12 protein-coding genes are annotated in these 12,215 nt (G+C 71.3%); 8 read left to right on the top strand and 4 right to left on the bottom strand.

The annotated features are described in order from the left end of the window. Positions 1–80 precede the first annotated feature (80 nt). From pdhA to OG700_RS19040, 3 genes are read left to right on the top strand one after another with little or no spacing between them, the layout of a single operon-like run. Positions 81–1,277 carry a pyruvate dehydrogenase (acetyl-transferring) E1 component subunit alpha gene (pdhA, locus tag OG700_RS19050; protein ID WP_405615115.1) on the top strand — a complete coding sequence of 399 codons (1,197 nt, stop codon included), beginning with the start codon at positions 81–83 and terminating at the stop codon, positions 1,275–1,277. Positions 1,278–1,279: 2 nt separating this feature from the next. Then, positions 1,280–2,260, top strand: coding sequence for an alpha-ketoacid dehydrogenase subunit beta (locus OG700_RS19045; RefSeq protein ID WP_405615113.1), 981 nt, complete (start codon positions 1,280–1,282; stop codon positions 2,258–2,260). Between the two features lie 14 nt (positions 2,261–2,274). Further along, a complete protein-coding gene (locus OG700_RS19040) occupies positions 2,275–3,714 on the top strand; it encodes a dihydrolipoamide acetyltransferase family protein (RefSeq protein WP_405615111.1) in 1,440 nt (479 codons plus the stop codon). A gap of 88 nt (positions 3,715–3,802) precedes the next feature. Here OG700_RS19040 and OG700_RS19035 read toward each other — a convergent pair whose 3' ends face one another. Both OG700_RS19035 and OG700_RS19030 read right to left on the bottom strand, forming a co-directional pair. Next, complete coding sequence (locus tag OG700_RS19035; RefSeq protein WP_405615109.1) at positions 3,803–3,973, bottom strand: hypothetical protein; 171 nt, start codon at positions 3,971–3,973, stop codon at positions 3,803–3,805. A gap of 45 nt (positions 3,974–4,018) precedes the next feature. Next, a complete protein-coding gene (locus OG700_RS19030; RefSeq protein WP_405615107.1) occupies positions 4,019–4,993 on the bottom strand; it encodes an endonuclease/exonuclease/phosphatase family protein in 975 nt (324 codons plus the stop codon). Between the two features lie 167 nt (positions 4,994–5,160). Between OG700_RS19030 and OG700_RS19025 the strand changes: the two genes are divergently transcribed. The 3 genes from OG700_RS19025 (at position 5,161) to OG700_RS19015 (ending at position 9,497) form a co-directional block, all read left to right on the top strand. Continuing rightward, positions 5,161–6,621 (top strand): hypothetical protein, encoded by a 1,461-nt coding sequence (locus OG700_RS19025; protein WP_405615105.1) that lies wholly within the window; start codon positions 5,161–5,163, stop codon positions 6,619–6,621. Between the two features lie 182 nt (positions 6,622–6,803). Beyond that, a complete protein-coding gene (locus OG700_RS19020) occupies positions 6,804–7,955 on the top strand; it encodes a methyltransferase domain-containing protein (protein WP_405615102.1) in 1,152 nt (383 codons plus the stop codon). A gap of 648 nt (positions 7,956–8,603) precedes the next feature. After that, the gene (locus OG700_RS19015; protein WP_405615100.1) at positions 8,604–9,497 is read left to right on the top strand and encodes a S1 family peptidase; all 894 of its coding nucleotides are present in this window, start codon (positions 8,604–8,606) and stop codon (positions 9,495–9,497) included. A 141-nt stretch (positions 9,498–9,638) separates the two neighbouring features. On the opposite strand, the gene OG700_RS19010 is transcribed toward OG700_RS19015, so the two are convergent. After that, complete coding sequence (locus OG700_RS19010; protein WP_405615098.1) at positions 9,639–10,001, bottom strand: ATP-binding protein; 363 nt, start codon at positions 9,999–10,001, stop codon at positions 9,639–9,641. A 330-nt stretch (positions 10,002–10,331) separates the two neighbouring features. On the opposite strand from OG700_RS19010, the gene OG700_RS19005 reads away from it, so the two are divergent. Both OG700_RS19005 and OG700_RS19000 read left to right on the top strand, forming a co-directional pair. Next, complete coding sequence (locus OG700_RS19005; RefSeq protein WP_405621808.1) at positions 10,332–11,198, top strand: helix-turn-helix domain-containing protein; 867 nt, start codon at positions 10,332–10,334, stop codon at positions 11,196–11,198. Between the two features lie 3 nt (positions 11,199–11,201). Then, entirely contained in the window at positions 11,202–11,384 is a 183-nt protein-coding gene (locus tag OG700_RS19000; RefSeq protein ID WP_405615096.1) for a DUF397 domain-containing protein, read from the top strand. Between the two features lie 9 nt (positions 11,385–11,393). Here OG700_RS19000 and OG700_RS18995 read toward each other — a convergent pair whose 3' ends face one another. After that, a complete protein-coding gene (locus OG700_RS18995) occupies positions 11,394–12,209 on the bottom strand; it encodes an RNA methyltransferase (RefSeq protein WP_405615094.1) in 816 nt (271 codons plus the stop codon). Positions 12,210–12,215 lie beyond the last annotated feature (6 nt).

The following is a 12,215-nucleotide window of genomic DNA, read 5'->3' as shown; positions in this document are numbered from 1 at the left end:
CCGTGCACGCGTCCGGAAGCAGGCGAGCCGCACTGGTTCCCGGCGGATCCCGGGGACCGGACCGACGGAGGAGCACGCACGTGACCGTGGAGAGCACTGCCGCCGCGCGAAAGCCGCGACGTAGCAGCGGCACCAAGCGCGCCGGCGCCAAGACGGCGCCGCAGCCGAAGGCGTCCGAGCCCCAGCTCGTACAGCTGCTGACGCCCGAGGGCGAACGCGTCAAGAACGACGAGTACGACGGCTACGTAGCCGACATCACCCCCGAATCCCTGCGCGGGCTCTACCGCGACATGGTCCTCACGCGCCGCTTCGACGCCGAGGCCACGTCCCTCCAGCGCCAGGGCGAGCTGGGCCTGTGGGCCTCGCTGCTCGGCCAGGAGGCCGCCCAGATCGGCTCGGGGCGCGCGCTGCGCGACGACGACTACGTCTTCCCGACCTACCGGGAGCACGGCGTCGCCTGGTGCCGGGGCGTCGACCCGACGAACCTGCTCGGGATGTTCCGCGGTGTGAACCACGGCGGCTGGGACCCGAAGACCAACAACTTCCACCTCTACACGATCGTCATCGGCTCGCAGACGCTGCACGCCGCCGGCTACGCGATGGGCGTGACCAAGGACGGCGCGGACTCGGCCGTCATCGCCTACTTCGGCGACGGCGCCTCCAGTCAGGGCGATGTCGCCGAGGCGTTCACCTTCTCGGCCGTCTACAACGCGCCGGTGGTGTTCTTCTGCCAGAACAACCAGTGGGCCATCTCGGAGCCGACCGAGAAGCAGATGCGCGTGCCGCTCTACCAGCGCGCGCAGGGCTTCGGCTTCCCCGGCGTCCGGGTCGACGGCAACGACGTACTGGCCTGTCTGGCCGTGACGCGCGCCGCGCTGGAGCGCGCCCGCACCGGCCAGGGCCCCATGCTCGTCGAGGCGTTCACCTACCGCATGGGCGCGCACACCACGTCCGACGACCCGACGAAGTACCGGGCGGACGAGGAGCGCGCGGCGTGGGAGGCGAAGGACCCGATCCTGCGGCTGCGCGCGTATCTGGAGCGGGAGTCGGCCGCCGACGAGGCGTTCTTCGCGGCTCTGGAGGAGGAGAGCGAGGCGCTCGGCAGGCGGGTGCGTGAGGCGGTGCGGTCGATGCCCGACCCGGACAGCCTGGCGATCTTCGAGCATGTCTACGCGGACGGGCACGCGCTCGTGGACGAGGAGCGGGCGCAGTTCGCCGCGTACCAGGCGTCGTTCGCCGACTCCTCTTCCGTTTCGGCAGCCGAGGAGGGCAAGTAGCCATGGCCGTACAGAAACTCCCCCTCGCGAAGGCGATCAACGAATCGCTGCGCGTCGCCCTCGACACCGACCCCAAGGTCCTGATCATGGGCGAGGACGTCGGCAAGCTCGGCGGCGTCTTCCGGGTCACCGACGGTCTCCAGAAGGACTTCGGCGAGGACCGGGTCATCGACACCCCGCTCGCCGAGTCGGGCATCGTCGGTACGGCGATCGGCCTCGCGCTGCGCGGCTACCGGCCGGTCGTGGAGATCCAGTTCGACGGCTTCGTCTTCCCCGCGTACGACCAGATCGTCACGCAGCTCGCGAAGATGCACGCCCGCGCGCTCGGCAAGATCAAGATGCCGGTCGTGATCCGCATTCCGTACGGCGGTGGCATCGGCGCCGTCGAGCACCACTCGGAGTCGCCGGAGGCGCTGTTCGCGCATGTGGCGGGGTTGAAGATCGTCTCGCCGTCGACGTCCGCGGACGCCTACTGGATGATGCAGCAGGCCATCCAGAGCGACGACCCGGTCATCTTCTTCGAGCCCAAGCGGCGCTACTGGGACAAGAGCGAGGTCGACACCGAGGCCATCCCGGGCCCGCTGCACAAGGCCCGGGTCAGCCGCACCGGCACGGACCTGACGCTCGCGGCGTACGGCCCGATGGTCAAGGTCTGCCTGGAGGCGGCGGCCGCGGCGGCCGAGGAGGGCAAGTCGGTGGAGGTGCTCGATCTCCGCTCGATGTCCCCGATCGACTTCGACACGATCCAGGCGTCGGTGGAGAAGACGCGCAGGCTGGTCGTGGTCCACGAGGCGCCGGTGTTCTACGGCTCCGGCGCGGAGATCGCCGCCCGGATCACGGAGCGCTCCTTCTACCACCTGGAGGCTCCGGTGCTGCGGGTCGGCGGATTCCACGCCCCGTATCCGCCCGCGCGCCTGGAGGAGGAGTACCTTCCGGGTCTGGACCGGGTACTCGACGCCGTCGACCGCTCGCTCGCGTACTGAGGAGTGCCGTGACCATGACTGCTGACACTTCTGCCCGCTATCGAGAGTTCAAGATGCCCGACGTGGGCGAAGGGCTCACCGAGGCAGAGATCCTGAAGTGGTACGTACAGCCGGGCGACACCGTCGTCGACGGCCAGGTGGTGTGCGAGGTCGAGACGGCGAAGGCGGCCGTCGAACTGCCCATCCCCTACGACGGGGTGGTGCACGCGCTGCGCTTCGGCGAGGGCACGACCGTGGATGTCGGGGCGTCGATCATCACGGTGGACGTGGCGCCGGGGTCCGGGTCTCCGGCGCCCGCCGCCGCCGAGCCGGTCGCCGAGCCTGTTGCCCAGCAGGTCGCGCCCGAGGCCGAGGCCGCCGAGCCGAAGGGGCGCCAGCCGGTGCTCGTGGGCTACGGCGTCTCGGAGGCGTCCACGAAGCGGCGTCCGCGCAGGGGGGCGGCCGTCCCCGAGCAGGGAGCCGCGGCTGCCGCGATCCAGGCGGAGATGAACGGTGTGGCTTCCGCGCCCCCCGCCGGGACGCCGCCCGCCGGGACGCTGTCCGCCGGGACGCTGTCGCGCCCGCTGGCGAAGCCGCCGGTACGCAAGCTCGCCAAGGATCTGGGCGTCGACCTGGCGACGATCACGCCCACGGGCCCGGACGGGATCATCACCCGCGAGGACGTGCACGCGGCGACGGCACCGGCGACGGCTCCGGCGGTGGCCGAGGCGCCGATCTCAGCGGTCGCGGCCCCGACCGTGACCGCTCCCGCCGGCCGGGAGACCCGTATCCCCGTGAAGGGCGTACGGAAGGCGACGGCGGCGGCGATGGTGGGCAGCGCGTTCACCGCGCCGCACGTCACGGAGTTCGTGACGGTCGACGTCACACGCACGATGAAGCTGGTCGACGAGCTGAAGTCCGACAAGGACATGGCGGGTGTACGGGTCAACCCCCTGCTGCTCATCGCGAAGGCGCTGCTGGTGGCCATCAAGCGCAACCCCGAGGTCAACGCCACATGGGACGAGGCCGCCCAGGAGATCGTGCTCAAGCACTACGTCAACCTCGGCATCGCGGCGGCGACGCCGCGCGGTCTGCTCGTCCCGAACATCAAGGACGCGCACGACCAGACACTGCCCCAACTCGCGCAGTCCCTGGGCGAGTTGGTGGCCACGGCCCGTGAGGGAAAGACGACCCCGGCGGCCATGCGGGGCGGCACGGTGACCATCACGAACGTCGGCGTCTTCGGCGTCGACACGGGCACACCGATCCTCAACCCGGGCGAGTCCGCGATCCTGGCGGTCGGTGCGATCAAGCTCCAGCCGTGGGTCCACAAGGGCAAGGTGAAGCCCCGCCAGGTCACGACGCTGGCGCTGTCGTTCGACCACCGGCTGGTGGACGGCGCGCTGGGCTCCATGGTGCTGGCGGATGTCGCGGCGGTGCTGGAGCAGCCGAAGCGGCTGATCACCTGGGCCTGACCCCGGACGCGTGCGCAGATGAAGGGTCGCAACTCCCCCGTGGGTTGCGACCCTTCTCCCGTACCGCCAGGTGACTACGAGACGGCGGCTACCAGGTCGGACCGGAGTGCGGCTGCTCGGCGTCCCTGCGGGCCTGCTCCTCGGCGGCCCGCGCCTGACGGTCGGCCTCCTGCTGCGCCATCCACTCCTGGTACTGGCGATCGCGCTCCTGCTGCTCCCGGAAGGCGATCTCGGTGCGTTCGTCGTCGCTGAACGACATGTCTTCCTCCTTGGTTGGAAACCGAGTCGTGCTGGTGGCGGATGGTCAGAGGGTCACTTCGGCCCACAGCGGCACATGGTCGGAGTGGTTCGCCGAGGTGGCGTCGGCCCACCGGACGTGGACCCGCGGGGAGACGAACAGGTAGTCGATCTTCCCGGTGCCGTGGGTGCCTTCACCCAGGCGGCAGGGCGTCCAGTAGATGTTCGCGACGGGGGTGATCTTGTTGCCGCAGATGCTGTCGGCCTCCTTCAGCTCGCCCCGGGCCCCGAACCCGTAGCCGGAGTCGTAGAACTGGTCGGCCGCGGCGGACAGCGGATCGTCGTTCAGGTCGCCGCCGACGAGCTTTGTGTGTCCCGCGTACTCCACGGCGAGGATCCGGCGCGCCTCCGCCGCCTCCGCGATGCGCAACTGGCGGTCGTCGTGCGTCAGATGGACCGAGCAGGCGACGAGATTGCGCGCGGGGGCGGTGACGCAGAGCATTTCCCGCTGCTCCTTGTGGTCCTTGCGGGCCGGGTCCACGGCGGCGTTCTTCGTCAACTCGTGGGCCCGGTAGGTGTTCGGGTCGAAGCCGATGTCCTTGCGCATGATCAGCCCGTTGCCGAAGCCGAACGAATTCGGGTGGTAGCACTCGGCGTTCGGCCCGCCGGCGCGCTGGAGGACGGGGTTCAGCAGGACGTCGTACTGCTGCTCCCTGAGCTTGTTCCACAGGGCCAAGGTCCAGTCGCCGCAGCCTTCCTGGATGGCGACGACGGCGGGCATACGGTCGCGCACACTGCGCGCCAGGGCCTCCGGCGCCTCGTCGCCCTTGGTGCCGTGTTCGGCGTTGCCGCCCGCCATGTTGAAGGTACCGATCTGGTACTGGGCGGGGGCGGGGGCGGATGCCGCGGGTGCCGTGGGTGCCGCGGGTGCCGCGGGTGCCGCGGGTGCCGCGGGGCTGGAGTTGGGGCTGTCGGCGGCGGCCGACGTCGTGACGAGGGCGGTGGCGAGCAGGGCGATCGCCCCGGCGAGCGCGAGCCTCATCGGACTCCTCTCCTCTTGGGAAGCGGGCGGTGGAGACCCGCGATTCCCAGGGTGACGCGAGGGGTGATTGTCCGGGTGATTCGGCCGGAAAACACACGGGAAGTCCGGACAACGCGTTGTCCGCGGACAATTGAACTGCTGGGATTCCCTGGGGCGAGGGGGCCGCGATGACAAACGACATGACGGGCCGTGCGGGCCGGGCAGGCCGGGCCGGCAGACGGCAAGGCGCGCCGAGGGGCCGTACGGACGAGGCGAACGCGCTGGCTTCGTTCGTGCTGGAGGTGACGGCCGGGGCGACGGTGCGGGAACTGGCGGAGCGGTATCACGTCGGCAAGACGATGTGGGGGGAGTACCGCTCGGGCCAGAAGCTCATACCGCTGGACCTGTTGGAGCGGTTGGTGGCTGACCGCACGCCGGACGAGGCGGACCGCCGCCTCCGTACGGAGGCGGCGCGGCGGCTGCACGCGGCGGCGGTGGGGGCGGTGGAGGCGGTGGGGGCGGTTGCGGTGTCTGTCGGGCCGGTGCCGCCCGACGAGGCCATGGTGACGGCTCCGATTCCGGTCCCGGTCCCGGTCCCTGTCCCGGTCCCTGTCCCTGTCGCCGTGCCCGTACCCGCACCGGGCCGACGCCGCCCCCGGCTCGCGGTGGCCGTGACCGCCGCGGCGGCGACCGTGGTCGTCGCCCTTCTGGTGCTGATCGCGCTGCTCCCCTCCGGGGGAAGGGGCATTACGGCCGGCGCCCGGCCCCCGTCGGGCGGCAGTCCCCCGGCGGCCGGGCCGTCGGCCGGTTCGACCCCCGTACGGGCCGCGCCGCTGAGCGGCACCGGCGTCTTCGCGATCGGTCCCGGCGGCGACGGCGTCTTCCGGTGGGACGGCCCGGACGCCGCCGACTGGACCCGGATCGGCGACACCGCGAAGCGCCTGTGGGCGGGCCCGGCGGGCCTGTTCGCGACCGGCGTGCGCGGCGACGGCCTCTTCGCGTACGGCGGCCGGCCCGGCCGCTGGCACCGCGTCGGTGCGCAGGGCAGCGACGTCGCGATCAGCGGCACGCGCCTCTACCGCCTGGCGGCGGACCGCGGCGCCGTCCACGTCTGGGACGGCCGGGGCACCTCGTGGACCTGGGTGGGCGGCCCCGCGCGGCGGCTGTACGGCGGCGGCCCCGGCGTGTTCGCGACGAACCCGAAGGACGGCCGGATCTTCAAGTACCGTGGCCGGCCCGGTGAATGGGACTTCGTGGGCACGGCGGGCGCCGACTTCGCACTCACGGACCGGCATCTGTACGGCCTCACACCCGACCGCGCGATGGTGACCCGCTGGCTGGCCCCCGAGGCCAACGACACCGAACCGGGGTGGACCCGCGTGGCGGGCCCGGCCACCGCCCTGTTCGCGGGCGCCGCCGGCCTCTTCTCCACCGACCCCGAGGGCACCCGCCTTCGCCACTACGCGAAGAACGCCTGGCACGACATCGGCCCGGCGGGGGCGGAGACGTGGGTGGCGGGCCGGGAGGTGTACGTCCTGGCAGACGACCGCGCCTCGGTGCGGTGTTGGGACTCCACCACCGGCACCTGGACCCGTGTCGGCGGACCGGCGCGGTCGCTGACGGTCGCGGTGCCGGGCGGTCGTCCGTGAACAGTGGTCAGTGAAGTGGTCCATGAGCAGCTGTCCGTGAGCGGGCGGGCGTTGGCGCGCCGCAGTGCGCCCCGCTCGTGCCGGGTGCTTCCGCGCGCCCCTGTGGTCACGGAGTGAAGCGGGTATATCTGCTGTGGTGACCGAAAGCGGTCGGTCGGTGACGGAGGGGAGGCGCCGAGGAAGTGAGCGACGGCTACGAGAGGTTGCTGGCCGGCCTGACCGGGTCCGGCGCGCTGGCGGAAGGGTGGCGGGGCGCGTTCGCACGCGCCCCGCGCCCGGAGTTCGTACCGGAGGCCGTATGGGCACCGGACGACGGATCCCCCACCGGCCACCGGCGGGTCACCCGCGCCGTCGAGCCCGACACGTGGTGGGCACTGGTCGACGCCGACGAGGCGGTCGTCACGCAACTGGACGACGGCGCCCTCGACGGCCCCGGTGTCCCCACCTCGTCCGCCTCCAAGCCCTCGCTGGTCGCGTCGATGCTGCGGCATCTCGATGTCACGGACGGGGCCCACGTGCTCGACGTCGGTACGGGCACGGGGTGGACAAGTGCCCTGCTGGCAGCCCGGCTCGGCCGGGAGGCCGTCACGACGGTGGAGGTCGACCCCGGCATCTCCGCGCAGGCCGCGCACCGCCTGCGGGCCGTCGGCCTGCTGCCCGCCCGGGTGGCGGTCGGCGACGGCCTCGCGGGCCGGCCGGCGAACGCGCCGTACGACCACATCCACTCGACGGCGGCGGTGCGCCGCGTCTCCCGCGCCTGGATCACCCAGACCCGCCCCGGCGGCACGATCGTGACCCCGTGGGGCACCCCGTACGCCAACGCCGGCCTGCTCCGCCTGGTGACCGGCGAGCCCGGCGGCCCGTCGCACGGCCGCTTCGTGGACAGGGTCAACTTCATGTGGATGCGCGCCCAACGCCCACACGCCGTCACCCTCCCACCCACGGAACCCGACCGGCTGGGTCCGTCCGCGATCGACCCGGACCTGGCGCTGACGAACGTGGATGTGGCGTTCGCGATCGGCCTCCGCGTCCCGGACGCGCGCTGCGTCCACACGCGGGACCGGATCGACCTCTCGGACGGCAACGGCTCGTGGGCGTCGGTGCGTTTCGAGTCCTGGGACGCCCCGGACGCGGTACGCCAGTGGGGCACCCGCCGCCTCTGGGACGAGATCACCGCGGCCCGATCGTGGTGGGAGGACCGGCGCCGCCCCGAACTGACCCGCTTCGGCCTGACGGTGACGGCGCAAGGGCGCCAGGAGGCGTGGCTGGACGCCCCGGGGAACCTGGTCGGTCCGGCGCGGGAGGCGACGGTGTCCAGGGGGTCCTGGATGTGAGCGTTCGTTTCAGGGCCTCCCTGCGGCGCACCTCCGCAGCACACCCCTGCGGCCGTCCGCAAGAGCGCGCCTCCGGGCGCATCCGCGCCTCGGAACGACGACTCCTTGCGGCGGAGGCAAAGATTCGGCCATCGGGAATCCATGGGCACTTCGCTCCAAGGTCGCGCATACACCTCAACCACGGAAGCCGTACCACCTGACGCAGGCACCCCATCAGGCGCACTGCCCATCAGCCGAATCAGATGACCGACCGGGCGACGAACGGTGTGTGTTCGTGATGTGACCCGTGGCAACCATCGGTAAAGAGACCGCATAGAGGCGTGAACTCGCCTCCCGTAAGGGATGTTTACGGCACGGAACCCCCAAGTCCGGCAGCCCGTTCGTGCTTTGCAGCAAAGCTTGGTGCGCCCCTCGGAGCGCGGGCGCGCGCCCCGGCTCGGGGCCGGGAGCGGCACATTCGCCCCCGGGGGTGATTCCGGGCCCGGGGTCCGGAAGTCGGCCTTGCGTCAGAAGCCGTAGCCGTCAACGATTCGATCCGCGCAGCTTGACAGGTCCACGCCCGGTGATCACGGGTCGGGGACCTGCGCGCAGCAACTGCCCCATCCCACCCAACGGGCTGTTCATCCCCCATATCTGCGGAGGATTTTCGTGACCTTCAAGCGCCTCTCACCCCTCAACGGCGTCTCCAGACGCGCTCGTGTCCTCGCCGTGTCGACCGGCCTCGTGGCAGCCGCCGCGCTCGCCGTGCCGTCCGCCGTGGCCGCCCCGGCCCCCGAGGCCAAGGTGACGGCGGCTCAGCTCGCCGACGCCAGCTCCGCCGTGCTCGACGCGGACGTGGCCGGCACCGCCTGGTACACCGACAAGGCCACCGGCAAGATCGTCGTGACCGCCGACAGCACGGTCTCGAAGGCCGAACTGGCCGAGGTCAAGTCCGCGCTCTCGGACTCCGAGGCCGGCCTGACGATCAAGCGCACCCCCGGCAAGTTCAGCCCGCTGATCGCCGGCGGCGAGGCCATCACCACGAGCGGCAGCCGCTGTTCGCTCGGCTTCAACGTGTCGGTCCGCGGCGTGGCCCACGCGCTGACCGCCGGTCACTGCACCAACATCGGCAGCAGCTGGTCCATCGGCACACGCACCGGTACCAGCTTCCCGACCAACGACTACGGCATCATCCGCCACTCCAACCCGTCGGCGGCCGACGGCCGGGTCTACCTGTACAACGGCACCTACCAGGACATCACGTCGGCGGCCAACGCGTCTGTCGGCCAGTCCGTGCAGCGCAGCGGCAGCACCACAGGGCTGCGCGGCGGTAGGGTCACCGGTCTCAACGCCACGGTCAACTACGGCGCCAGCGGCATCGTGTACGGCATGATCCAGACCAACGTCTGCGCCGAGCCCGGCGACAGCGGCGGCTCGCTGTTCTCCGGCAGTACCGCGCTGGGCCTCACCTCCGGTGGCAGCGGCAACTGCTCCTCCGGCGGCACCACGTTCTACCAGCCCGTCACCGAGGCCCTGAGCGTCTACGGCGCCACGGTCCTCTAGGGACTCATCCCACCGGCACCTCGGGACGACGGCCTGACGAGCCCCCGGGGATTCCCGGAGCCCCATGAAGTGACGCACCACCGGCGGACCGCGTCCAGCGCGCGGTCCGCCGTCGCGGCGTCCGGGGCGTCCGGCGCGGGTTCAGACGACACGCGCCGGGCGTGGCCCGAGGCGGCACTCCGCCCAGACCGTCTTCCCGACGGTGCGCGGCTCGACGCCCCACCGGTCGGCCAGCTCCGCGACGATGAGCAGCCCCCGGCCGAAGCACTCGTCGTCCTCGGGGAGTCGGAGGCGGGGCAGCCGTTCCCCGCGGGGGTCGCTGACCTCGATCCGGAGGGTGGCGGAGGTGAGTTGGAGCCGTACGCGGAAGAGCCGGTCGCGCAGACAGCCGTGCAGCAGGGCGTTGGTGGCCAGCTCGCTGACCAACAGCCCGGCACTGCCCGCGAGTCCGGGCCACCCCCACTCCCCAACGAGCCGCCCGGCCCGCCGCCGCGCGAGCCGCACGCTCCCGGCGGTGGGGGTGTAGTCGAGCCGGTCCTCTCGGAGGACGGGGTCGGGGCCGGGTTCAGGGTCGGGGTGGGTTGTTGTGGAGCGTGGGGTGCGTTCATAGGGGGCGTCCCTGGGGGGTGTGGGGGGCGGTGGCGATACCGGCTGCCGTTTGGCGCGGGGCAGGGCGGTGCACTTCCGCCGGGTGGCTCCGCTGTGCGAGCGGTTACGCACTGACGGTAGCGACGTCGCGCCCAATCGGGCAAGCGGTCACGGAGACATTTATCTCCGAGTTTGCTTGTTCGGGCTGTCGGCGGGCGGCAGACTGGCGCCGTGGCAGCAGAACAGATGAACCGAGGCAGTCGCGTATCCACAGTCCTGGGACGGAAGTTGGGCGGTGAGTTGTTGCAACTGCGCGATGCGGCCGGCCTGACGCAGTCACAGGCCGCACAGGCGCTCACTGCGACCGCCGCCAAGGTGGCCAAGATGGAACGGGGCTGGGTGCCTTTCCGGGACCCGGACATCCGTGCCTTGTGTGACCTGTACGGCATTGATGACCCGAAGGTGCTCGATCGCCTGCTCAACCTGGCGAAGGCCGATCGCGAGCGTCGCAAGGCCAAGGGCTGGTGGAACCAGTATCCCGAGCTGCGCGCGCTTGTGGAGTACGTGGCCCTGGAGGACATCGCGACCGGTATCCGCAGTTGGCAAGGGTCGTTTGTTCCTGGACTCCTGCAAACTCCCGACTACGCGAGGTCGTTGGCGGTCGGCAACGCCGACTGGGAGGATCCCGACGAGATCGAGCGGTTCGTCGAAGCGAAGATGGCACGTCAGGCCAGGCTGTCCGACGCCACCCCGTTGCGGCTGTGGGCGGTCGTCGGAGAGGGCGCCCTGCGACAACTCGTCGGCGGGCGAACCGTGATGCGCGCCCAGCTCGCCCGACTGATCGAGGCGGCAGCGCTCCCGAACGTCAAGGTTCAGGTTGTTCCCTTCACCGCGGGCTCGCACCCGGGAATGACGAGCGCGTTCAGCATCGTTTCGTTCGAGGAGCACGGCGCGATGGACGTGGTTTACATGGACACCACGTCGTCTACGCTGTGGCTGGAGAGTGAGAGTGACGCCGCGCGTCACAACATCACCTTCGACCGGATCGTCCGGAACGGACGCGCTCCGCAGGACTCCGTCGCTCTGATCGAAGGCATCCGCAGGGAGCTGTAGACCGTGCCGTACTACGAGTTCGTCAAGTCCAGCTACAGCAGCGGCAATGGCGAGTGCGTCGAGGTCGCCCGCAACGTCCCCGGCACCGTCGCCGTGCGGGACTCCAAGCAGCCCGGCGGACCCGTCCTGCGGGTCACCCCCGGTGCGTGGGGCGCGCTGACCGCGTACGTGCGGCGGTCGGCGTAACCCGAAGGCTCAGGCCCGGCGCTGGCGGGCCGCCTCGTACAGGACCACCGTCGCCGCGTTCGACGCGTTCAGGGAGCTGGCCGAGCCCGACATCGGGATGCTCACCATGTGGTCGCACAACTCCCGCCAGCCCGCGCTGAGTCCGGACGTCTCGTTGCCGATCAGCAGCAACACCGGCTGGGTGAGGTCGAATTCATCGACATCCGCCTCGCCGTGCTCGTCCGTGCCGACGACCGCGACGGGTCGTCCCCCCGCGCGTTCCTTCGCCAGCCACTCCGCGACCTCGTGGTGCGACGGGCTGCGGACGACCGGGAGCGCGAACAGGGAGCCGGTGGTGGCGCGTACGGCCTTCGGGTCGTAGACGTCCGCCGCGTGACCCGTGACGATCAGCCCGTCCGCGCCGAAGGCGTCCGCCGAGCGGACGATGCTGCCGATGTTGCCCGGCTGGGTGGGGCGGTCGAACAGCACGCCCAGGAAGGTGTCGTGGACGCGGATCCGGCTCAGGTCGTCCGGTCGCATCTCGATCACGGCCAGGACTTCGGGCGGGCCGTCCGTGCGCTCGCCCAGCTCGGCGAGGAGTTCGGGGGCCATCGCGACACGGTCCGTACGGATGTCGCGCAGCAACTCCTCGGCCCACCGCGAGAGCGGGCGGCTCGCGTCGTACAGCAGGGCGCGTACGGTCCACCCGTGCTCGACGGCCATCGTGATGGGCCGCACGCCCTGGACCAGGAACTCGTTCTGGCGCTTGCGCTTGTTGCGGTTGGCGAGCAGTGCGTGCCACTGCTGGAAGCGGGCATTGCGGGTCGTGATCCGCTGACCGGCCACCCGTCC

The sequence above is a fragment of the Streptomyces sp. NBC_01508 genome (assembly GCF_045040315.1).
Taxonomy (GTDB): Bacteria; Actinomycetota; Actinomycetes; order Streptomycetales; family Streptomycetaceae; genus Streptomyces.
This window is presented reverse-complemented; position numbering and strand designations above follow the sequence as displayed.